Here is a 23865-nt window from a genome sequence, read left to right as displayed (position 1 = left end):
AGAGAGGCCGGCCTTGGGTCGGCCTTTTTTCTTTTGGGTGAGAGTGCGACTAAGCAACGGCAAGTACAACGACGAAATACAGGGGTCTCTCCACTACGCTTCGCTTCGGTCGAGATGACGTGCATTGGTGGTGGGTCTGATCGAGATGACGTCTTTTGTGGTGGCGGTGTGGGTGGTTCAACCCACGTCCCAGAATCGGGACGTGGAGCGCCCGCATTTGGTGCGGCTTTGATGAATTGATGTGGGTTTTGCGACTTTGGCTTTGGGGTGAGGTAGTATGGCTGCCTTGGGCCCCTGTCTAAAAATAGTTTTCTACCTATCTAAAATTCTGCGCTTTTACTTATAAGGAGAACACCTTGAACACTTCCTCTGCTGCGGTTACGCCTGAACGGATTATGCAATTTACCTGGGGCTTTGTGCCTCCTTTGGTGTTGGAGGCGGCGATTCATCATCGCGTCTTCGATGTGCTCGACGAGGGGCCTAAGACAGTGAAGGAGACGGCGGCGGCGACGGGAGCTTCGGAGCGCGGGTTGCACAGCATCATGAATGTGCTGGTGGGGCTGGCGTTTCTGGCGCGGGCCGATGGCGACCGCTATGCGCTGACGCCGGAGAGCGCGGCGTTTCTGGTGAGCACGAAGCCGGGCTTTCAGGGAGGGATTCTGCGGCACGGGAGCCGGCAACTGATTCCGAAGTGGCTGGAGTTGACGGAGATTGTCGGCACGGGCAAGCCGGAGCGTGTGGTCAACGAGCAGGCCACGGGGAGCGAGTTCTTTCAGCAGTTTGTGACTGACATCTTTCCGATGAGCTATCCGTCGGCGAAGGTGCTGGCCGGGCATCTTGGCCTGGGCAGCGGCGCGAAGGTACTGGACCTTGCGGCGGGGTCGGGCGTGTGGAGCATTGCGCTGGCCGAGAGCGCCGATGGTGTAACGGTGACGGCGGTGGACTGGGCGGATGTGCTGCCGGCGACGCGGGCGACGGTGGCTCGGTTTGGGCTGAGCGACCGCTATACGTATGTGGGCGGCGATCTGCTGGAGGCCGATTTCGGGCATGGGCACAACGTGGCGGTGCTCGGCCATATTCTGCATAGCGAGGGCGAGGCGCGGAGCCGGAGGCTGCTCAAGAAGACGTTTGACGCGCTGGCTCCGGGCGGGACGATTGCGATTGGCGAGTTTCTGGTGAACAAGGATCGGACCGGGCCGGTGGGGTCGCTGTTCTTTGCGACGAACATGCTGGTGAATACGGATGAGGGCGATACGTACTCGTTCGAGGAGATTGGCGAGTGGCTGCGGGAGGCGGGGTTTGTGGATGCTCGCCTGCTGGAGGTGCCGGGGCCTTCGCCGCTGGTGCTGGCTACGAAGGCTTAGCGGGTTTGGGTAGAGCTTGAGTGGAGAGACAACTGCAAAATACAGGGGTCTCTCCACTGCGGCGTGCGATGAAACCGCACGCCTCCGGTCGAGATGACGTGAGTTTGTGGTGGCGTGTGGATGGTTCAGCCCATGTCCCAAAAGCGGGATGTGGGGCCCCCGCATGACGTGCGACTGTGGTGGGTGCGCTTCGCGAAACTTCGGTATCGATACGGCATCTTATGGCTACGATGGCTGATACTACGGATCTCTCTTTGTCTCCTGTTCAGACTGCTGTTACCGGCTCGGAGTTTTTGGGTGAGCGCAGGGAGCCGCTGGAGGCGCTGGCGGAGTTTTATTGCGCTTTGAATGCGCGCGACATGGCGTTGATGGAGGCGCAGTGGGGAGCGTCACCCTCGGCGGAGATGGACAATCCGCTGGGCGGGATACGGCGGGGATGGGATGACATTCGCGCTGTCTATGAGAAGCTGTTTGCCGCGCCGCGTGAGTACCGCTTCGAGTTCTGGGACTACACGCTGCATCGGCAGGGCGAGGTCTTTTGGGTAGTGGGGCGCGAGCGCGGCTATCTGGAGACGGCGGAGGGCAGGATGGAGTTGGCGATCCGCACGTCGCGTCTGTTTCGCTGGGACGGGGTGCGGTGGCGGCAGGTGCATCATCATGGGTCGATCGAGTATCCAGAGATGCTGGCGGCTTATCAGGCGGCGGTGCTGGGGAAGGTTTCGGTGCCGGTGTAGGGTTGGGGGTGGTTCGGAGAGGAAATACAGGGGTCTCTCCGCTACGGCTTCGCCTCCGGTCGAGATGACGTGTTTTTGTGGTGGTTCAACCCATGTCCCAAAAGCGGGACGTGGGGCACCCAGGGTTTGGGTGGTTCTTCTCTGCTTGCGGCTTACCAGGAGATGTAGACGGCTTTGCCGATCCATTGGGGGTTGTCGATCTGCTGCATCATGAAGTCGGCTACGTCTTCGCGGGAGATGCGGTTGGCGTTGGGCGGGAGGGCGTCGGGGTCGATGCGCCACTTGCCGCGGCCGCGGCCATTGGTGAGCATGGGCGGCATGACCATGGTCCAGTCGAGGTGGCTGGCGGAGAGGGTCGCGTACTGGCTGCGCTGCGAGGCGACGGGCCATTTGAGGAAGGTCTTGTAGACGAGGTTTTCTACGATCCAGCGGCGCCAGGCGGGTTGCTTGTCGAGCGCGTCGGGCTTTGCACCGGCGGAGCCGAGGACGATGATGCGGCGCACACCTTTTTGCTGCATGGCGGTGACGATCTGGGGGACGGCGCGCTCGAGGACATCTTCTTTTTTGAGCGAGTTTGCGCCGAGGGCGGAGAGGACTACGTCGGCACCTTCGATGGTTTGGGCGACGGCGGAGAGGTCGAAGGCGCTGCCGGGCACACTGCGGACGATCAGGCGCAGAGGGAAGGTTTCGGGGTGGCGCAGGAGCGCGGTGACATGGTGGCCGGCATCGAAGCAGCGCTTGGTCAGGAGGCGTCCGGTGGCCCCGCTGGCTCCAAAGATGGCTACGTTCATGGTGGCTCTCCTTAGTTTTGATGTAAGGCAAAGGCGAAATATAGGAGTCTCTCCACTGCGGCTTCGCCTTCGGTCGAGATGACGTGCGGTTGGGGTGGTTCGGCCCATGTCCCAGAATCGGGACATGGGGCACCCGCACCCGTCTTTGGCACCCGTCTTTGGTCGAGGTTACGTGCTTTTTGCTCCCCTTTTTGTTGCTGCGTTTTTGGTGCATGGCCGGGATGCGCTTGCTGGTGGGGCTTCTGACGATTTGGAGTGAGTTTTCCTCTGCGGGGTTGGATTAGTGTGAAAAACGTGTGTATAGCAACTGCCTGCGTTTTGTTTTGGTTGGGAGATATTCCCACGATGGGGGCGGGTCTTCTCAGATCGGGCCGAAGGGGGCTGTGGATAAATCGGATAATCGGACGGGTTTCAGGGTCCGGGTGTCGGGTCTTCCTCGGGATGCATTTTTGACGAACAGGTTTTCTAAAACGTGTACCGTTGGGAAGTGATGGGTTGTCAGTCAGATAGGAAGGTTATCCACTTTTCCGACGACAATGATTATGAGGGTGAGTATTTGTTCTGTTTAAGTCTTGTTTCATAACAACACTCGCGCCACAGGCAGTAGTTTGTGCACTGGTATCAGCTGAGCGGCAGCGACAGACGGTCGTCCCCGACTCTCACATAAACCGCCTGTTTCCCACAAAGAAAGTTGTCGCGGTGGAGAAGGTTCGCCCCTAGAATCGAGCCAATGCCGGAGCGCGGACCGGGTGGGGAATGCACGCGGGCTGCGATTCGGTGTAAAGTTTTTGCAAGCGACGCATGCCTGAAATCCGGCGCTTGAGATTTGATGACTGAACCTACGGAGAACCGACAGTGACGACCGCGACCACCAGTGCGACCCAGGAGACCCCGATGGATGAGACAGCAGCAGCAGCACCCACCGGCAACCTCGAAATCACCGTCTCGCGCGCCGAGCTGTTACGCGAGCTGACGGCGGCGCAGTCGGTGGTGGAGCGCAAGACGACCATTCCGATCCTGTCGAACTTTCTGTTCGAGGCCGACGGCGATAAGCTGACGATTACGGCGACCGATCTGGACCAGAGCCTGCGCACGAGCTGCACGGCCAAGGTGAAGAAGGCGGGCGCGTGCACGATTCCGGCGCGCAAGCTGTACGACTACATCAAGCTGCTGCCTGAGGGCGACATCTCCATCAAGCTGATGGACAACCACTGGGTGCAGATTCGCGCTGGCCGTTCAAACACGAAGATGGTCGGCATGGCACGCGCCAACTTCCCTCAAGTCCCGGAGTTTCCCGCGTCCTCCGCAGTCAAGATCTCGGTGCCGTCGCTGAAGAACATGGTCTCGAAGACGATCTTCGCCATCTCGAACGAGGAGTCGCGCTACACGCTGAACGGTGCGCTGCTGGTGCTGAAGGCGGAGTCGATGGCGATGGTGGCGACGGACGGACATCGCCTCGCGCACATTGAGAAGCTGGGCGAGACGCTTGAGGGCATCTCGGGTGAAAAGAAGACGCTGATTCCGCGCAAGGCGCTGGCAGAGATCTCGGGGTTGCTGGGAAGCACGGAGGCGGAGTCGCTGGAGTTTGCCGACGACGACCAGACGCTGTTCTTCAAGATTGGCGGGCGCGTGCTGACGAGCCGCAAGCTGACGGGGCAGTTCCCGAACTATGAGGCGGTGCTGCCGCGCGACAACACCAAGTTTGTGATTGTGCGCTCGGAAGATCTGATGGGTTCGATTCAGCGCGTAGCGCAGTTTGCTGACGAGCGTTCGGGCGCGATCAAGATTCGGCTGGAGCAGAACGAGCTGAAGCTGTCTTCTTCTTCGACGGACGCTGGCGAGTCGGAAGATACGATTGAGACGCCGTACAACTACGATCCGCTGGTGGTGGGCTTCAACAGCCAGTACCTGATCGACTTTTTGAAGGCGATCGGTAACACCGGTGAGGTAAGGCTGGAGTTCAAGGACGCGCAGAGCGCCGGCCAGATGCGGCCAGAGGATGCGAACGAGGATGTGAAGTATCGCTACATCCTGATGCCGATGCGGATTTGAGAATCGGCTCGCTGGCGGTCGGCAGATTCAGCATAAGCTTCACAGCAGCAGAGGAATCCTGTTGAGCTTGCAAACAAGCCTGTCATGAAGTGGAAACGGTGGACGAACGCAGGTTTCTGTGTCGTCCACCGTCTTCAACGTGCGTCAGTTTGTACCCCGGGCCGATCAGAAGACGATCTTGGCAGCAAGCTGAATCTCACGTGAAACCCTCTGCAGTGTGGTTGGAGATCCAGCCGAGGAAACGGTGCCAAACCCCGGACCCACAGTCGCATTGGGATTGTTGAATTGCGGAGAATTGAAGAGGTTGAAGAACTCCGATCGTAACTGCAGGCTTGTCGTCTCATGGAGCGGGACGGTCTTGAACACAGAGAAATCCACGTTCTTCGTACCCGGCCCCTCTAGAATGTTGCGGCCCGAGTTGCCCCATTGCTGCGTGCCCGGATTGGCGAACGCTGCAGTATTGAACCACTGCTTCAGCGTCCGTTGCCCCGAAGGAAGCGAGCCATTTCCTGTTGAGCCAATGAACTGTGCGCGCGGCACGATACCGTCGGCAACGCCGAGTGAATTGGCGCCGGAAGACACTGAGAACGGGATACCGTCGGAATACGTTGCAATGGCATTCACCTGCCAGCCCTGCACGAGTGGCCGATACACTCCCGAACCACGGAAGGGCAACGTGTAGTTCACGCTGCCGACAAATCGACTGGGAATATTCTGATCGGAGTTTCCGTAATCGGCATGCTTGTTATAGGAATTCACAATATTGCCGGGGTTGGATGAATTTTCGTCGAGCGCGTGGCTGTAGGTGTAGGAAAATTGATAGCCCAGGTTCTTTGAGCGCCGCTCCGCCGTCACCTGCAGACCGTTATAGTTCGACACCAGGTTGGTCTGCAGTTGCCAGATCTGCGAGAAGTAAGGGTAAGGACGACGCGTGGCGATCGGCGTCGTTCCCGGCGTAGCCTGGTTGATGTCGAGAAGCCCATCGAGATGAACGCCCACATTCCCGACGTAAGCGACCGTGATTCGGTTGGATTCGCCGATCTCCTGTTGCACACTGGCATGCCACTGCTCGCTGTAGGGCATCTTTGCATTTGGATCGATAGCATAGAGCGGAGCACCTGCAGGTGCGCTGGTGGTTGAGCGCGTGTGAACGAAGCCATTCGAGACATAATTGAATCCCGCGGCGCCATAAGTCGTGTTGTTGAAGGCCCAGTAGTCAATCGCCGGGGCATTCGCGCCCAGAGTATACGAATTCGCAACCTGAGGTGCCTGGTAATAGATGCCGAACCCGCCATGAACAACGGTCTTCGATGCCACCTTGTACGAGAAGCCGACGCGCGGCGAAAAGTCGAGGTTGTTGCCAAGGACGCCGCTCCGCGGAATACCGTGAGTGCCTACCTGAAACACTGCTGTGGTCGAGAGTGCGGGATCGAATTGATACTCGCGGTTGTTAACCTCTGTCCACGGCCAGCCGAGGAAGTTGTCGTAACGCAGGCCGAGAGCCAGCGTTAGCCGATCGCTCACTTTGTAACTATCCTGCCCATAGAACGAAAGATCCAGTTGGCGAAATCCCCTTGTGCCCGGCTGGTATTGATAGACGCCCGAGGTGGGTGCGCCAAGAAGCAGGTCGGCCAATCCGAGTCCGGTGAAGTTTCCGGTAAAGGCCATCGTGCCGTGTTCCGCAAGAGTCTGATACATGTTGTATTGCAGCCGAACCACCTCAGTGCCTACATCGATGGAGTGTTTTCCGTGAACAATCGTGACGTTGTCGTTCCCCTGATAGTTATTGGTGCCGATCTGCGTTGGGCTGTTGATGGAATCACCGATTGCTGTAGCGCCGACGATGCTCATGTACGGCAATCCATCGGTATGCGCTTCATCTCCGGGAACGATGACGCCAGGAATACCCAGTTTTGTAGGAAGGTTCAGGCCAGCATCAAAGTTCTGCGCGGTAATGAAGATGCGCGACCATCCGAAGCGGGCAGTGTTCAACAGTGTCGGAGAGAACACATGCGTTTCACTCAGTACGGCCTGATGCGCCGGCTGCTGGGCAGGCCCGGATACTGCCGCTCCAACAAGTGGGGTCGGTAACAGGCCCGGCTGAAGGATGTCATCGTACGAGTGACTGTAACGCAGGAACGCGCTGTCATTGTCTGTGAACTGATGATCCACCTTCACATCGAAAGCATTGCCGTTATCGATGCGCTGCGGACTATAGAGATAGTTGTTCGCTGTCGTAGTTCCGGCGATGTTGGACTTTACACCGCTGCTGGCGAAGAGGGCTAAGATGTTCTGGCCAACTTGCGATTGCACGCTGGCTAAGTACGATGCTGGAACTACGTTTCCAGGGAAAGCGACTCCGGTCACAGGATCGTGCACTTTTTGCGAGTAAAGCGAAAAGTCGCCGACACCCTGCGGTCCCCACGCCGGGATTGAGTTCACATTGGTCAAGCCCTGGCTGGTTCGCACGCCTGCGTAATCGACAAAGAAGAATGTTCGCGGATTCTTGCTCGGGAAAACTGGTCCACCGAACGTTGCGCCAAAAGAGTGCATATGAAAGGGTGGTTTTTTGCCGCTATCGAAATAGTTCTTGGCATCGAGCGCGGAGTTGCGAAGGAACTCGAATGCTTCGCCATGGTAGTGACTTGTTCCCGACTTGAAGACAAGATTGATGATGCCTCCGGCCGCTCTGCCATAACGCGCATCGGCGTCGGTGGTCTGCTCACGAAACTCTTCCACTGCATCGATGGGCGGAAAAATCACCACACCCAGGCCGTTATGGTTTTCGTTGTCGCCGATACCGTCGAGCAGAAAACGATTGTCGGTCATGCGCTGGCCGTTGATGGCATACGCAGTTGGGCCGCGCTGCTGCGCCAGCGGAACGACGCCGGTCATCTGCGACTGTCCCGGAACCACACCGGCGCCCAGGCCAAGTAACTCCGCAAAGTTGCGTCCATTGAGCGGAAGATTGTGTACGGCCTCTTCCGTGCGCAGGTTCGAAATCGTTGCTGTCTCCGTGTCGAATTGCACAGTATTCGCCTGCACATCGACGGATTGACTCACATCGCCAACCGCGAGTGTCGCATCGACTGTCAAACGCTGCGCAACATCAAGGCGAACATGGCTGATCGAGCCGCTGTACCCAGGCGCGGCGATCTTTACCTCGTAGTCTCCCGGATTCAATGGCGGCGAGACGTAAATTCCTTCACCATTGGTGGTGGTAGTGGTGGGGAGTTCCGTCGCTACGTTTCGTAGCGTCACCTGCGCGTGATCGACCAGGGCACCAGAACTATCCTTGACCTGTCCGGTGATTACTCCCTTTTCCACCTGTCCGTAACTGCGATGGCTCGCAACGAAAATCAGTAAAAGTACGATGAGCGCGAGCAGCTTATTGGCTCGCGCATGAACCTCATTGGATCTTGACAGCAACATCATTGCCTCCAGGTTGCGATCAACGTGTGATCGCAAAGAACATTGGGCGCACGGCCGCGGCCGCAAGCCGGGACACTTTGCCTTGTGGCTACTGCGTCCGATGGATTGTGTTGAAGCAGCCCGTGATGGCGAGCTATCTCAGTTTTTCGGAGAGGTAACTAGCGACAACGCGAAGTAAGACGGCGAATAAGCACCTGGTTGCTCCTTGCGTAGGTGAGCGCAAAACGATGAACTGTAGTAGCTACACGATCGCCGTGCATTCACGGATGACGATCGTGCAGCAACACTGCTATCGCAGCGACTCTCAAAATTTTGTGGGGATGTCTCGGTACAGAGGAATCAACAACAGCTACACGCGCGGCGGGGAGCCGGCGTTGCACACTTGACCGTTGAACTGAATCGCAACTTACTCTGCATGATGCGTATCATGCCATAGAAATCGAGAATCGCCAAGCGTGTTTCACTGACGTGATATTGAGGACTAAATTCGCTCACGCTCTTGACACGAAATCTTCTTCCGTGCACTATCTGAATAACTCATCGCCAAATTAGCAAACTTAATTTGAATCCGCGAGAGTAAGTCAGCATGACAAAGAAACTCCAGTTCCGCAGTTGTTGTTGTCGCCCTGTCTCCCTCTAAGACAGTTGAGCGACTTCGCGGAATTACGCTGACGGCTTCCGGACATTGATTCGGACTGGATCCTCAAGGCGCACCCACGAGTCGAACTCGTGGGTTTTCTATTGGAGCTTCGCTCCTTCGCTGGAAATAAGGAACCAGTTCGCATGAAGCCGTTTCCTGTCATGGCCTAGCGGCACAGGCCAATCTGCAACCTCAATTGCACTTACTGCTACTACCTGGAGAAGGGAAACCTCTTTTCGGGCAGAAGGCACGGGTTTCGTACGGGCCGACGATGGGCTCGATACGTACTCGAATCCTCTTTGAATAACTTGAACCAACAGGAGATCTATGAAAGAGAAAAGCGTACTGAATAAGTTGATCTCGACGTTAATATTTACGACGAGTCTGAGTCTCTCACTGCATGCTCAAACGCCACAGCCGTATCAGGGAGTCGTTGGCAGAACCCTCGCCCAGTCAAAAGAATGGTGGCCGGAGCCTGTGAAGGCACCTGCAGGTGCCCCCAACGTAGTGTGGATCCTCCTCGATGATGTGGGCTTTGGCGCTGCCAACACATTCGGCGGCCTCATCCAGACTCCCACGTTTGACAGTCTGGCTAACAATGGTTTGCGTTATACAAACTTCCATACAACCGCGATCTGCGCCCCAACCCGCGCAGCGCTGCTGACTGGCCGTAACAGCTCCTCCGTGCACGAAGCTGGATTTTCACACACGGTTATGTCCGCCGGATTCCCCGGCTGGGATGGCAGAATTCCGTCCTCAGCCGGAACCATTGCAGAGATCCTTCGTGCGAATGGCTACAACACATTCGCAGTTGGAAAATACGGTGTAACTCCTGACGAAGATGCGACCGATGCAGGGCCATTTGATCGCTGGCCAACCGGAAAAGGTTTTGACCACTTCTTCGGATTCCTTGGTTCGCAAACCGATCAATACAAGCCGGACCTGGTGGAAGATCAGGCCCACGTCCGTCCCGATGGCCGCCACCTGAACGCTCAGATCACCGATAAAGCCATCAGCTATATCGATCGTCAGGAGAGGGTAGCTCCGGAAAAGCCATTTTTTCTTTATTACGCACCCGGCGCCACGCATGCTCCGCACCAGGTAGACAGATACTGGAGCGATCAATACAAGGGCAAATTCGACAAGGGCTGGGATGCTTATCGTGAGGAGGTTTTTGAACGTCAGAAAAAACTCGGCGTTATTCCTGCCGATGCAAAACTTCCTGAGCGCAACCCGGATATTAAGGCATGGGACCAGTTATCACCGGACGAGAAAAAACTTTATGCACGCTTCATGGAAGTGTACGCAGGCTACTTGACGTACACAGATTATGAAGTTGGCCGCTTGATCAACCACTTAAAAGAGATCAACCAATTGGACAATACGCTTATATTCATTTCGATTGGCGACAATGGCGCAAGCAAAGAAGGCACTTTGAACGGGGATATCGATCGCTCTTTAGTGAGCGCTACTTTACCGGAAAAAGAAAACATTGCTTATAACTTGAGAAAGATTGGGGAGATTGGTACGCCCGCTGCTGTCGAGGGGAATTATCCACTTGGTTGGGCACAGGCCGCAAATACTCCTTTCAAGTACTGGAAGGAGGACGCGAATAGTGAAGGCGGTACTCACAATCCGCTTATTGTCTTTTACCCGAAAGGAATTAAGGACAAAGGAGGAATTCGTACTCAGTACAGTCACGTAATTGACATTCTTCCGACGACACTCGATCTTGTTGGCGTCAAGGCGCCCGACGAGATCAGGGGAATCAAGCAGCAGCCCATTGAGGGAACTTCCCTGGCGTACTCGATCAATGATGCCAAGGCGCCCTCCCGCCACACCGTGCAGTACTACTACATCTTTGGCTCAAGAGCGATTTATAAAGATGGGTGGAAAGCCGAATTGCCTTATCCCAACAGCCTGATCACTGGAAACGCGGCGAGCAAACAAGCCTTTGATGAAAACGCGTGGGAACTCTACAACCTGAATGACGACTACACAGAGCGAATTGACTTAGCCAAAAAGTATCCCGAGAAGTTGGCTGAACTAAAAGCTCTGTTCGAAGAGCAGGCCAAAACTCATAATCTCTATCCCTACATCACATGGGACGATGTGATCAACGGGAGGATTCACCGCACCAAAGACTCCAAGTCGTTCTTCGATGCTGTGAAAGATATAACCAAGAGCAGTGAAAACCAATAGCTAGCCAAGAGAGGCGGAGGAAACTCCGCCTCTCTTGTATGACATTTCGTAACCCGCGAATGTCGAGGACCAATTGTGAAGACATATTCTCCAAGCGCTGCCCCAACTCGAGTGCTCTCTGCATTAGCTCTTGCGGTGGTTGCTTTCGCTTGCCTGGGAAAGTCCGGGACGCAGGCTGCTGTCCATCCATCGTCCGCATCGACCACTTCTACGACGCGTGCATTCTTTCTGCCAACGGTGCAGAATCGTGGCCCGGCTCCAGGGAATCCTCCGGCTGGGATGGTGTGGATTCCTGGCGGAGAGTTCTCCATGGGGAGCAAAGATCCGCGCACTCTGCCCGATGGCGGGCACGAAGCGATGAGTGATGCGCGCCCGATCCATCGGGTGTATGTTGACGGCTTCTGGATGGATAAGACCGATGTCACCAATGCGCAGTTTGCAAGGTTTGTGAAGGCGACGGGTTATGTGACCGTAGCGGAACGAAAACCCAGGGCCGAAGACTTTCCGGGTGTGCCCCACGAGAAGCTGGTCGCAGGATCGTTGGTGTTTACTCCTCCCCAGAATCCCGTTTCTCTCGACGACTATTCGCAGTGGTGGAGTTATGTGCCCGGAGCGAATTGGCGTCATCCCCTTGGGCCCAGGAGCAATATCGCAGGGAAGGAAAACTACCCGGTCGTGCAGGTTGCCTATGAAGATGCGGTTGCCTTTGCCAAGTGGGCCGGCAAGCGTCTGCCCACAGAGGCGGAATGGGAATTCGCGGCGCGCGGTGGTCTTACTGGAAAGACGTATGCATGGGGCGATAGCATGCACCCCGACGGCAAGTGGATGGCCAATACGCATCAAGGCCATTTTCCGGACCATGACAGCGCTGAGGATGGGCATGCGGGAATCGCGATGGTTTCGCAATATGCCCCCAATGCTTATGGCCTCTATGACATTACCGGGAATGTGTGGCAGTGGACCAGCGATCTATATCGTGCCGACTACTATGCAAAGCTTGCCGTTTCCGGAAAGGTGTCGCAAAATCCGCAAGGGCCGGAGACGTCGCTGGATCCTGATGAGCCCGGAGCTGTAAAACGGGTGCAGCGCGGCGGCTCGTTCCTCTGCACCTCTCAGTACTGCTCTCGCTATATTGTTGGAACACGCGGCAAGGGTGAGGTCAACAGCGCGACGAATCATGTTGGCTTTCGCTGCGTAAAAGATCGATCAGATGCGGTTGTGACCAAGGTGCGCGAATGCCCGAATAATCGCCGTGCGCTGCTTCTGCACGCTTCAAAGTGATCACCTGCGAAGCGCACTTACTGGGCTATTGAACAGTTAGCGTTACTTCTTGCCGAGTCCACCTTCGTCCAATTAAACCAACAGTGCGATACCGATATCGCTCACGCGTCGACATCCGTGTTCCACCTACTGAGTTTCGCGCAGGCTCGTTCCTTGGGAATCGCAAATACTCGCTATCAGAATGCCCACGGATGGTTTTCACCGGATTTCCTGGCAATTGCTTATTCTGTTCGCAGCGCCTGCATCGGTTCCACTGCTGCCGCACGACGCGCTGGCAATAGACATGCGATTGTCCCTACCGCTAGCAGTACGCCTACCGCGCCAACACTCAGCACCGGATCATATGGGCTGACCTGAAAAAGCAGACCACTTACCATACGCGCCGATCCGAAGGCCACAGCAATTCCCGCAACTGCACCGAGTCCAACCGGCAGTAGTCCGTCGGTGAGAATTAGCCAATATAGGTTCGTCCGCTGCGCTCCAAGCGCCAGGCGCAACCCCATTTCGCGATAGCGTTGCGATACTGAATACGTCAGAACGCCATAGATGCCTAGTCCCGCAAGAAACAGTGCGCTAACAGCGAAGAGAAGCAAAAGGTCCATCTCAAAGCGCCGGTTTGCTATCGAATCCGCAACAATGCCCCCCAGCGCACGCACTGTTGGAACAGGTACACCTCGGTCAATACTCCAAATAGTCTGCCGAATCGCATCTGCCATTTCGGAAGGGTCTTGATGGGTCCGGATTATCAGGCCGCCCATCGATTCGCAGCGATACCAATACGGTACGTAAATCAGCATCGGGTCCGGTTTCGCCAGAGACACCGTCCGGGCGTCTGCTACAACACCGACGACGGTAAATGGTTTTTCAGTGGCCGGATCCTCCAAATTGAATTGCCGCCCAAGGGGATCTTTTCCGGGCCACAGCGTCTTGGCCGTTTTCTCCGAAACCAATGCCAGGTTCTTGCCCCAGTCATCCTCTCCGAATGATTTCCCCGCGATCATTCGGAGACCAATCCCCGAGAAATATTGAGGACTGACAGAGCGAACGGTCTCAAGCGGCAACTGCGTCACGGGCCGACTATCTCCGGTAACCCGTGCCATAAGTCCCCAGCCACCCGCCGTCAACGGCAAAGTACTCGTGAAGGCCGCATGCTCCACCCCGGGCAGCCCATTGATACGCTCAAGAACTTCGCGGTAAAACGCTGCGCGATGCTGGTCATCGCGATAGGACTCTGACGGCAGGTTCACCGTGGCTGCGATGGTCCGCTCAGTTGTGAATCCAGAGTCTACATCCATCAGCTTTACCAGGCTCGCCGTCAACATCGCGGTCATTAGTACCAGAGCGACGCTCACTGCAACTTCAGTTCCTACCAAAAAACGGCGCGCTCGTCGGCTCCCAAGTGATTCACTGGTCAGTCGCGAATCACTGTGCAGAACTTCCTGCGGAGCTGTACGGGAGATCATGAACGCTGGCGCTGCGCCTGCTGCCAAGGTAGCAAGTACAGCCAGAAACAACGCACATCCTACTCCAACCCAGTCCAGATGCAGAGGGCCGCGAAAGTTAAGCGCCGGCGGCAGATATCGCTGCATGCCGGGAACGATGCTGGCTGCCAGCAGAACACCCAGTCCACCTCCCATCACGGCGAGCACAGCGGTTTCACGAATTGCCATACGCACCAACTCGGCACGGCTTGCACCCAATGCGGCTGCCACCGCCATTTGTCGCTTCTGGCTGACTGCGCGAGAAAGCAGTAAATTCGTGACGTTCACACAACCCACCAGCAGCAAACCCATAACAGCCCCTAGCAGGATCATCAGTGGTTGGCGGCTGTTTCCTACCAGTTTTTCCTGGAAAGGCATGATCTGAGCAGAGAGAGTCGCTTTCTCATCCGCAGGCAGATTTGCGGCGATTGTGTGCTGGAGCGCATTCAACTCAGCGTTCGCCACCGCAATGGATGTTCCGGTTTTCAGACGTGCCAGTCCGAAGTAATTCAGATCACCCATCTCTTCGGCGAGCCGCTCCTTCGAGAAGGCCAGTGGCACCAGGATCCCAATGGGCAGCTCGTGGTTGGTACTGCCAATGGTAGCCATCGTCTGTATCGAAGGCATGTGGAAAGACTTTGGCATCACTCCAATGACTGAGTACGGAAACCCATTCACCAAAATCGTCTTACTCAGAATGTGGGGATCTCCAGCGAATTGCTCATGCCACAAGTCATACGTAAGAACTGCAACATGCTCATGTCCCTGTTGCGCTTCATCAACGGTGAATTGCCGCCCCAGTTCGGGCTGCACCCGGAGAACCGAGAAGATTCCGGGCGTGGCCCACAACGCTCCTACTTGTAGGGACCGCCCGCTGGCTCCGAATGGCACAGAGCCTTGCTGCATGACCGCCATTGAGTCGAAACTGCGGTTGTGCTGTTGCCAGAAAGTGAAGTGATTTGCGCTTACCGGCAGGGCCGGATAGAGATTGCTCCATTCCGCGACTTTCTCTTCGATAGTCACAATCCGATCCGGCTGCGCGAAAGGCAGCGGGCGCAGCATCACGTCATAAACCAGCGTGAAAATCGCCGTTGTCGCGCCGATACCAAGTGCAAGCGTCAGCATCACAACGATGCTGAATCCCGGGGCCCTCCATAGTTGTCGAATTGCGTAACGCGCGTCCTGGAGGATTCGTTCCACTGGCGCCCAGCCCCATGCCTCGTGGATGTGTTCCCGAATGAGAGTCGTATTGCCGAAGGCGCGCCGGGCGGCCCGATGTGCTTCCTCCGCAGACAAGCCGTTCGCGCGCTGCTCTTCTTCTTCCAGTTCGAGGTCAGATTGCAGTTCTCGCTCAAGGTCCGCATCGCGCTTCCGAATCTGCCACCCTTTCATGTCAGCTCTCCTCGGGCGCGGGCCACATGACGCGCGCAACCGCTTCCGCCATCTGCTTCCACTGCGACTCTTCGACCGAAAGTTGCTTTTTCCCCTTGTCCGTCAATCGGTAGTACTTGTATTCGCGGTTTCGATCGGGAGCGGTCTCCCATTTGGCGCTCACCCATCCTCTTTCTTCCAGACGATGCAGTGCGGGATAGAGTGACCCGTGCTGCATCTGCAGAAAGTCATTCGTGGTTCGCTGGATATGCTTCCCTATCTGGTGACCGTGTGCGGGCCCATACAGAAGCGTCCGCAGAATAAGCATGTCCAGCGTGCCTTGGAGCAGGTTTGCGCGTTGCGGTGTCTGTTTCGCCATAGAAGACAGTCGACCCTCGATATAACGGCTAGGGTAGACATTCGACTATCGACTGTCAAGGGCTAAGTGGATTTTAATGCTGCTTCAGTCCTTAGCCCGTTTCCATAACACGGGTAGTCTCGAAATGCGCCACAGCGATTACCTGCCTGCGAACTGTAAGCACTTCGATTCTCTGAATGAGCCACGAAACCATTTTTGGACTCCGATGCCTTCGCAATTATCGAATAGGTACACGCGGATGTATTCGTTCAATGGGACAGGCGGACGGCGGTTCGATCTGCCTTAGACGCCGGGTATGTCGGCTTCAACTGTTGATATCAGAGGAATGCACTCATTGAGGATTGATCGTGTCCGATTACTCCCGAGGAATGCGTTTATGGCTACCGCTTCGCCACGCGCCAGGTCTGCGCAGTCATCGCCCACATGCACACCTCGATCTTCTTCGGCCCCCACAGAATGTCGTGCGTGTACTTGAATCCCACCCGCTCCAGCAGCTTTCGCGAGTTATCGTGTGCGGTTCCGTGCCCGGCGACGATGACCGGCAGGCCCAGCGTATCGAAGCCGTGCGCGAGTACAGCGAGCAAAGCTTCCTCGCCCAGGCGCAGTCCCCAGGCAGACCGCATGAGGTTAACGCCGACCTCGATTGTCTCAGGGTCCATCGACCACGGCCGCAGACCGGCACACCCTGCAAATTCGCCTGTCTCACGCAGGAAGATTGGCCAGTACTGTATATCGAGAGAGATGTCACGCTCACGTTCGACATGAAGCCGATCACGAGCCTGTTCCCGGCTCATAGCGCCACCGAAGAAGCGAGTCACGTCAGGATCGCACCATAAGGCTTCGGCCAGGGCGGTATCTTCATCCGTCCAGCTTCGAAAGATCAGACGCGCAGAGGGCGCGGGTACCATGGTTCCTCCTGTGAAGTCGGCTTATGGGCAGCTACTCAGGCGAACAAGCACTTATGAAGTGTGCTTTCCCATCATCTTGATGAAGTAGAAAGTCATACGCGTCTGGCCCGTATTCCTCACGCCATGCAACACATTGGCTTCGGCAAACACCATGTCACCCGTTTTTACCTGCGTGGCGACCCCGTCGATGGAAAACTCTCCGGTTCCTTCGCCCACAATCATGATCTCTTCCTCAGGATGGCGATGCGGTGGATGGGGCTGCGCTCCTGGCTCCAGCGTCACCAACCCCGAGGCAAGCGCAGCGAGCTGCTCCGTGGGACCATTGAAGTGCACGTAGGCTTTTGCTCCGGGCGCGGCTCCCTCCGGCTGAAGACCTTCAGTCTTCACGACACTGCTCCGCAGCAGAGCGCCACCGGTTCTCGTGTCCACATGAGTAATGGGTTGCACGGACTGCGCCAGCACTTCCGGAAACATAGTCGCCCCCGGCAACGCGACCGCTGAGATCAGAAATCCTCGTCTGTTCATTGTCCCTCTCCGTAGCAAGTTTATATCCCTACGCAATCCATCTTCAGTGATGACGGCAACAAGGATTTTGTCTCAAATCGGATGTGCGAAAGCTTGGCCGGACACTCTTTCTAAATCTAAAGAGCAAACGGGCATCTGTGATTGGGCTTCCTGCAGATCAACTTTCGAGAAGGGCGTTTCTCGGTAGTAATCCGATTCCGGTTGCAAACGTCGTTCACAACATCAGCTACGCCAATAACACGCAATCAACGCGACATGTAGCTACGGTAGATCGTATAGATGGAGTTGCATCCCATCTTGCTCAATCACCATGTGGCCGTCTGGAGAAATCTTAAGCACCGCTCCCACTGCGTAACTATGCCGGAAAACGAGCCGTCCATCGGTCGAGTCGAATACGGCGAAACGGTGGAAGACCTCGCCGTAACAATCATCAAAATCACCGAGGAGACAACCTTCAACGCTGTACAAAACGCGACGCGGCTCCATGGCCGATAGCTGCACATCGCTGGTGTCTATGAATGGCGGCCTAATTTTTGTGAGATCAGCCATAGTGGTTTTGTCACCCGTCGGCGTTAGCGTGTAAAGGCTCTTACCACTTCGATCGGCAACGAGAAGCTTGTCTTTCGTTATCAAGCCAGCAATATCGTTTTGAAATGCAGGTTCGGATAATGGAGGAAAACTTCGTACCACTCCCGAAGAGCCGAGAACTTCGCACCGAAGTTGTTTGCAAAGCAGTAGTCCGTCATCAGCGACGGCCCGAACGTTATATCCCTTCGGTACTTCTACTACTGTGTTAGCGGATGGTGATAGCCGATATAGATCGAAGTGACCTGTGCTTGAAATGGCGATGACATTTCGAGATGGATTCAACGCCCCATAGAAAGAACAGCGACTGATGGTCTTTTTTCCAGAAAGTGGAATTGATGCCAAGACTTCTAAGCTGGACGACAGCAGTTCGATTCGGTCGCCCAGGCAAACGCTTATCGTGCCGAGTGGCCCTGCCGATGTTTTGATGACGTCAGATCTCTTGGTGCTACTTAGCGTTCGGCCCTGCCGATCTATCACGGTAATCGTGGTGTCGGTAGGTGAGTCCCACAGACTTTTCTCACATTTCGAGATCGAAGGAGCAATGAGCGCAATATGGTCGTTGTCCAGAAACTCAACGTCGGAACTGCGCCAAAGGCATTTGGTTTTTGTAAATCCGTACTGCCCCAAATCGATCTTTGAAGTGTGTGGAACCTGCGCGTAATTGCTACCCACACAAAACAGCGCAGACAGTATGATGAAGAAGCAGAATCGCAAGACTCTCATACATTTAGATAATATGCGTGTGGTTCTCAATGGAACTGGATAGCGTTGAATGAAAGACCTATGCGGTTAGTATCGATAAGTCGGCTTCTCGGAAGTAATAAGTTCACTCGAGGGCATTGGCGATTTATCGCTCGTCATTCTTCACCGAAATATCTGCTGTCTCGTGTTGGATAGTGATCTTCTTCAAATCACCAAAAACTGCCCAAATATTTTTGACCTGACTCGAAGATCGCACTCGATATAGACTCATTCCGACGGATTTTATGAGACATATCAGATTAATCACAACGACTTGTATCTCGACTGGTGCTGCTGTGCTACTCGCATTTGGTATCGCGGGGTTACAGGCGCAGGGACCGCGCGGTGGCCAAACAGCTCAGGCGCTATTTGCTGCCCTCGACACCCATAAGGACGGAGCGCTGACACGGCCCGAACTGGAGTCTGGCTTCAACTCCTGGTTTACAGCCTGGGACGACACAAATAGCGGAACTCTCACCCAGTCTCAGATTGTGGCCGGGATCAGCAAGCTGCTGCCTGCGCCGCCCGCCGTGAAGCCCGGGCAAGCCAACACTTTTAATCCGGCGGGTAACTCGACGCCGATCCCAGTATCGCAAGCTGCTGTGGATGCGATGATGGCAGCGTTGCCGACTACCCCTGGCGCCAAGCCGCTGCGCCCGCGCAGGGTGCTGGTGCTGGCCCATACGGGCGCGGGAGGGTTTGTGCATGCCTCTATTCCGCTGGCGGCGAAGGCGGTGGAAGAACTCGGGAACCGGGGCGGTCTATGGACCACGACCGTCAGTTACGACGCGGCGGATATCAACACCGATAATCTCAAGAAATACGACGCTATCTTCCTGGACAGCACCACTGCGTGTTTTCTCGACGATCCGAATCCCGCTGTGACGGCCGCGCGGCGAGCGGCATTCCTGAGTTTCGTGAGAGGTGGAAAGGGTATTGCTGGAATCCACGCGGCGACAGATGCGTACCACACCGATTGCCTGGCAAGTGAGGCTGCTATAAAGAACGGCGGTCCCGGACGGAATCTGGGGGCGTTGGTTTTAGCATCGCGGTTCGTCACAGCAGCCGACAAGGATAAGGACGAAACCGTCAGCCGGCAGGAGTGGACCGCACTTGCCGATGATTGGTTCCAGAAGTTGGATACCGGCAATACGGGTAAGATCACCCGCGCCGATTTCGTGGCGCATTTCAATTCCTTGTTACCTCCGCCGGACATGCGTAGTCTGCACCTGGAATCGAAGCCTGTCCTGCAATGGCCGGCGTTCAACAAGCTGATTGGCGGCTACTTCAAATTTCACTGGCCCGATCCGCAACTGATTACTGTCAAGATCGATGACCCGAACAGTCCTTTGACGGCCATGTTCCATGGCAAGGAGTTCGAGATCCATGACGAGACCTATACCTTCGAGCAGGATTCGTTCTCGCGGAAAAACGTGCATGTATTGACGAGTATCGACTACGGCAAGATGAGCGCTGCCGATAAAGCGAAGGAAGTGAATCCGCGAACCGATGGCGATTATGCCTTGAGTTATATTCGTCGCGAGGGCAAGGGGCGAGTGTTCTACGAAGGGCACGGCCACAGTGATCGGGTGTATGCCATGACCCCGATGCTGGAACACATTCGAGCTGGAATTCAATACGCGCTTGGCGACCTGAAAGCAGATGATAGCCCCTCAGTGAAGTAAGCAGTCGGCTGAAAAGAACCAGGCAAAAATGCACTGCACCCTACGCCAATCTGGGTGCTGAGCCTAGACCCTCAGCACCTTTCGGACACTGTCGGAGCGTGAAAGCGTTGCGGAAGGCAAGGTATAAGCTTATGGAATCAATTGGCCGTGATTCAGGTTATTCTTCAATGAGAGATAGACAGAGTCTGGCTCTGTCCCTTCTGGCGCGATCCAAGGTGTAAGTACGAGAGCAGCTTCAAACTTTAAAGGTGCAGCAAAGACACTGTGAACTGCCAACGCGATACGAGCATAAGTCTGTTCGATAGACGCCGCTTCCTTAGGGGAGCGGGCTTGTTGGCGGCGGGATCGTTTTTCGGGGGCGCTGTAACGGGCTGCGGAGCGTCGGAGTTATATATTCCGTGCCTGGGGCCAGCTGACGCGCCCGTGCCTGTAGCGGGAATGACGTATATTCGGGCGTCCGAGATCGGCTGCGCTCTGGATTGCAACCTGGAGAATGGGCGTCATAAATACACCGGCGGCGTTGCTACGGATGATGGACCGCGTATCAATGCAGCTATGGCAGCGGCGAGTGCGAACCATCCGATCACATTGATTATCGATGGAAGCGCGCTGATCTCTGGGCTGTTTCTTCCGGCCGGCGGCTATTGGGGCATTGCGGGACTGGGCTGCGGCACGGGATTCTTTGTAAAAGAGGGCACAAACAACGACGGCATTCACAATGGGCTTCCCAATGCAAATGTGCCATCCGATCCTGGACCGCCAGCGCCGGCGCGAGGAATGAACGTCTCGCTCAGCAACTTTACGCTGAACGGCAACCAGGGAAACGGTTTGAATGGAGACTCGACAAGCAAAGTGCGGCAAGGGTCGGCAAACCTTTGGTACTTCGGTATCAATCTGATGAACCTGGATAATATTTCTCTGAATAACGTGGTTGTCGTAAATACGCCCGCGTATCAAATACGGCTTTCTAATGTCGGTCATGTCACGGCTACGGGATGCGTGATGAGGAGCTTCGGTGTAAACACGGACGGATTGCACTTTGATGGTCCGGCGAACGACATTACGATTTCGGGTTGTGACTTCACGACGGGCGACGACGCAATTGCTTTCAACGCTCCGGAGGGTTACTCGGGCAATATCTCTCGGGTTGCGGTGACCGACTGTACCTTCAACAGCTTCTCTATGATGCGACTCTATACGGCAAATGGGAGTCCTCAGTTAAGCGTCGACACGGTGAGTGTGAGCAATTGTAAGGGGACCTTTTCAGAGGCTGTTTTTAATATTGGCTTTCAAGCCAGCGGCAGTTACCCGAATCCTGTCACGGGCTTGACGGTCTCAAATTGCATCCTGACCGCTCCTGTTGTATTTGCAGTGACAGAAAATTTTGGCAGCATCCAACTGAATAACGTTACCTATATCCCCATTAAAGGGGACCAGCCCTGTGCCATTCTTGCACCCTCTCTCTTCTATCGTGCAAAGATTCACGGGTTGAGCCTGACGCTTAACAATTGCGTGATCTATCGGCTTTCAGGGATAGAAGTCGCCGCTGTGATTCTCGGAGATGGTTCGGCGATCGACAATCTGTCATTCAACGGGTTTGCCCTGCAGGACGGAGGATCTTATTCTCCGGCGTTGGCGCTGATTAATGTAGGGTTGGGCTCGATCGGGCAACTGGTCCTGAACTCTGTGAATGGCGAAAATATCGAAGTTCCAATTGTGATGGATCGATTTGCGAGCGTAGGGTCGATCTCCGGATCAGGAGTGCTGGCGACCGGCTGGAAGTTTGCCGATTCCATGATGGCGAACGGTGTGCCCTATCTCTCGGCGAACTCGAATCAGCCTTCGATCAAGGTGGAGGATGTGGTCGAGCCTTACTCGGCTCCATGATTTGTATAGGATGACGCGATAGCGGTTTGAACGATTGTCCGGACTCTCTGTGACGAGGCTTCTTTCGGCTCCAGTTCTGATTTGCCGGTGGATGGATCGCGTTGGAAGCTGCGCCGTGCGGGGCTGCGCGGGTTTGTCCGGCGTAGCGGCAAACTGCTAAACTTGCGCCGGGTGTCGAGTGAAACGGAATTGACGAACCTTCCACTAATATCTGCTGCCAGGGGCGAAGAGCTTTCCGTTGAGCAGAGCCAGCAACAACTGCAACGAGTCCTGCAATCCAATACCCTGCGCAACTCGCCGACACTGCAACAACTGTTGCAGTTTCTGGGTACGCGCGGCCTCGATGGCAATCCCGAGGGGCTGAAGGAGTACACGATTGGGGTGGAGGCGTTTGGGCGCAAGCCGGACTTCGACCCCAAGACCGACACCATCGTTCGGGTGCAGACGCATCGGTTGCGGCAGAAGTTGAAGGAGTATTACGAGCAGGAGGGCATTCGCGACCATATCCTGATCGAGATTCCCAAGGGGCATTACTACCCGGCGTTTCGGCTGCGGGCGGGCGCGACGGAATCGGCTGAGGCTGGAGGCGAGAGCAGCGGTGGTGCTCCTGCTTCGACTGAAGTTGTTCCGGCGGCGGAGGGAGCTTTGATCTTGCAGCCGGAGTCGAGGCTGGAGGCAGTATCGGGACCTGTTGGCGACAGTCGCTGGGGATGGCTGTGGTCGGGGCCGGTGGTTGCGACGGCCGTGGTGCTGCTGGCGATTGCGGTGGGATATTTGGCGGGCAACCTTCAGGCGCGAACGGCGGTCAGTGGTGTGGCGGCGACGGCAGTCCCGTTCCACCGTTATCCGGCTGACCCGGTGAAGAGCTTCTGGGCGGCTTTGATCGGCAACGATCCTTCGCCGATCATCGCTTATCCGAATGCGGTGTTTCTGCTGGACGACTCGAACGACCTCTTCCGCTTTCGTCAGGGAGCGAGCGACAACCGGGGCGCGCGGGTCGATCCGCACCTGGCAAAGGAGTTTGCCTCGAACCCGGCGCTGGTAGCGAGTGCGGGCCAGCTTTATTACGAGGACGGCTATACCGGGACGGGCGAGCTGGAGGGCGTGGCCATGCTGGCGGGGCTGTTCGCGCAGATGGGGCTGACGCCGACGATCAAGACGAGCCGCAACATTACTCCTGAGGATTTGCAGCAGCATACGGTGATTCTGTTGGGGTCACCGTTTCAGAATATTGCGGTGGCGCAGTTGATGGCGGCGGGGGATTTCCGGTTCGACAATCCGGACTCGCGGCGGGAGGAGTGGCGGGCGTCGATTGTGAACTCGCGGCCGCTGCCGGGGGAGAGCGCGGCCTACCATACGGAGCGCGATCCGGAGACCGAGGTGCTGAAGCTGGACTATAGCCTGATCTCGATTCAGCCGGGGGTGGTGGCCGGACACAACATCGCGGTGTTGGGCGGACTGGATACAAAGGGGACCGAGGGCGTTACGCGGTTCATCACCTCGCGGGCCGGGGTGGAGTCGCTGACGGCGGCGCTGGCGGCCAAGGGGTTGAAGGTGAGCCGGGGCGGGGGTGGGATGCCGTGGTTTCAGGCGCTGGTGCAGGTGCATCTGGAGAAGGGCGACCAGGTGCTGAGCACGGAGCTGGCGGCGGTACATCCGTTTCCTCTGGGTGGGGTGGGTGGGGTGATTGCTCCTGCTGCTGCGAAAAAGTAGGGTGGGTGCTGGGTGGGGTTTGGTTGGTCTTGGTGAAAGGTGTGGGGAGGCAAAGGCGAAATACAGGGGTCTCTCCACTGTGGCTTCGCCT

General features: G+C 56.2%; 15 protein-coding genes. 8 read left to right on the top strand and 7 right to left on the bottom strand.

Going from position 1 to position 23865, the window contains the following annotated elements:
• Nucleotides 1-356 precede the first annotated feature (356 nt).
• Both IEW09_RS02655 and IEW09_RS02650 read left to right on the top strand, forming a co-directional pair.
• On the top strand, nucleotides 357-1364 hold the full coding sequence (locus IEW09_RS02655) for a class I SAM-dependent methyltransferase (RefSeq protein ID WP_229739038.1): 1008 nt from the start codon (nucleotides 357-359) through the stop codon (nucleotides 1362-1364).
• A 230-nt stretch (nucleotides 1365-1594) separates the two neighbouring features.
• Nucleotides 1595-2098 carry a YybH family protein gene (locus IEW09_RS02650; RefSeq protein ID WP_188552586.1) on the top strand — a complete coding sequence of 168 codons (504 nt, stop codon included), beginning with the start codon at nucleotides 1595-1597 and terminating at the stop codon, nucleotides 2096-2098.
• Nucleotides 2099-2250: 152 nt separating this feature from the next.
• Here IEW09_RS02650 and IEW09_RS02645 read toward each other — a convergent pair whose 3' ends face one another.
• Nucleotides 2251-2889: an NAD(P)-dependent oxidoreductase gene (locus IEW09_RS02645; RefSeq protein ID WP_188552585.1), complete on the bottom strand. Its 639-nt coding sequence runs from the start codon at nucleotides 2887-2889 to the stop codon at nucleotides 2251-2253.
• A gap of 894 nt (nucleotides 2890-3783) precedes the next feature.
• On the opposite strand from IEW09_RS02645, the gene dnaN reads away from it, so the two are divergent.
• Entirely contained in the window at nucleotides 3784-4941 is a 1158-nt protein-coding gene (dnaN, locus tag IEW09_RS02640; protein ID WP_188553185.1) for a DNA polymerase III subunit beta, read from the top strand.
• 165 nt (nucleotides 4942-5106) lie between these two features.
• Here the strand turns inward: dnaN and IEW09_RS02635 are convergent, their stop codons facing one another.
• Entirely contained in the window at nucleotides 5107-8373 is a 3267-nt protein-coding gene (locus tag IEW09_RS02635) for a TonB-dependent receptor (protein ID WP_188552584.1), read from the bottom strand.
• 967 nt (nucleotides 8374-9340) lie between these two features.
• Here IEW09_RS02635 and IEW09_RS02630 point away from each other — a divergent pair.
• Both IEW09_RS02630 and IEW09_RS02625 read left to right on the top strand, forming a co-directional pair.
• On the top strand, nucleotides 9341-11215 hold the full coding sequence (locus IEW09_RS02630; RefSeq protein ID WP_188552583.1) for an arylsulfatase: 1875 nt from the start codon (nucleotides 9341-9343) through the stop codon (nucleotides 11213-11215).
• 75 nt (nucleotides 11216-11290) lie between these two features.
• Complete coding sequence (locus IEW09_RS02625; RefSeq protein WP_229739037.1) at nucleotides 11291-12496, top strand: formylglycine-generating enzyme family protein; 1206 nt, start codon at nucleotides 11291-11293, stop codon at nucleotides 12494-12496.
• A 221-nt stretch (nucleotides 12497-12717) separates the two neighbouring features.
• Here IEW09_RS02625 and IEW09_RS02620 read toward each other — a convergent pair whose 3' ends face one another.
• The 5 genes from IEW09_RS02620 to IEW09_RS02600 form a co-directional block, all read right to left on the bottom strand.
• Complete coding sequence (locus IEW09_RS02620) at nucleotides 12718-15369, bottom strand: ABC transporter permease (RefSeq protein WP_188552582.1); 2652 nt, start codon at nucleotides 15367-15369, stop codon at nucleotides 12718-12720.
• 1 nt (nucleotide 15370) lies between these two features.
• Nucleotides 15371-15727: a PadR family transcriptional regulator gene (locus tag IEW09_RS02615; RefSeq protein WP_188552581.1), complete on the bottom strand. Its 357-nt coding sequence runs from the start codon at nucleotides 15725-15727 to the stop codon at nucleotides 15371-15373.
• Nucleotides 15728-16107: 380 nt separating this feature from the next.
• Nucleotides 16108-16635, bottom strand: coding sequence for a GNAT family N-acetyltransferase (locus tag IEW09_RS02610; protein ID WP_188552580.1), 528 nt, complete (start codon nucleotides 16633-16635; stop codon nucleotides 16108-16110).
• A 51-nt stretch (nucleotides 16636-16686) separates the two neighbouring features.
• Nucleotides 16687-17160, bottom strand: coding sequence for a cupin domain-containing protein (locus IEW09_RS02605; RefSeq protein WP_188552579.1), 474 nt, complete (start codon nucleotides 17158-17160; stop codon nucleotides 16687-16689).
• A gap of 261 nt (nucleotides 17161-17421) precedes the next feature.
• Nucleotides 17422-18471: a hypothetical protein gene (locus IEW09_RS02600; protein WP_188552578.1), complete on the bottom strand. Its 1050-nt coding sequence runs from the start codon at nucleotides 18469-18471 to the stop codon at nucleotides 17422-17424.
• Between the two features lie 314 nt (nucleotides 18472-18785).
• Between IEW09_RS02600 and IEW09_RS02595 the strand changes: the two genes are divergently transcribed.
• From IEW09_RS02595 to IEW09_RS02585, 3 genes are all read left to right on the top strand, one after another.
• On the top strand, nucleotides 18786-20174 hold the full coding sequence (locus IEW09_RS02595) for a ThuA domain-containing protein (protein WP_229739036.1): 1389 nt from the start codon (nucleotides 18786-18788) through the stop codon (nucleotides 20172-20174).
• A gap of 333 nt (nucleotides 20175-20507) precedes the next feature.
• Nucleotides 20508-22061 carry a glycosyl hydrolase family 28 protein gene (locus IEW09_RS02590; RefSeq protein WP_188552577.1) on the top strand — a complete coding sequence of 518 codons (1554 nt, stop codon included), beginning with the start codon at nucleotides 20508-20510 and terminating at the stop codon, nucleotides 22059-22061.
• Nucleotides 22062-22232: 171 nt separating this feature from the next.
• The gene (locus tag IEW09_RS02585) at nucleotides 22233-23774 is read left to right on the top strand and encodes a hypothetical protein (protein ID WP_188552576.1); all 1542 of its coding nucleotides are present in this window, start codon (nucleotides 22233-22235) and stop codon (nucleotides 23772-23774) included.
• The last annotated feature ends 91 nt before the right edge of the window (nucleotides 23775-23865 follow it).

It is taken from the genome of Edaphobacter dinghuensis, from assembly GCF_014640335.1.
GTDB classification, from domain to species: Bacteria; Acidobacteriota; Terriglobia; order Terriglobales; family Acidobacteriaceae; genus Edaphobacter; species Edaphobacter dinghuensis.
The sequence above is the reverse complement of the archived record's forward strand: the minus strand, read 5'-3'. Positions and strand labels throughout refer to the sequence as shown.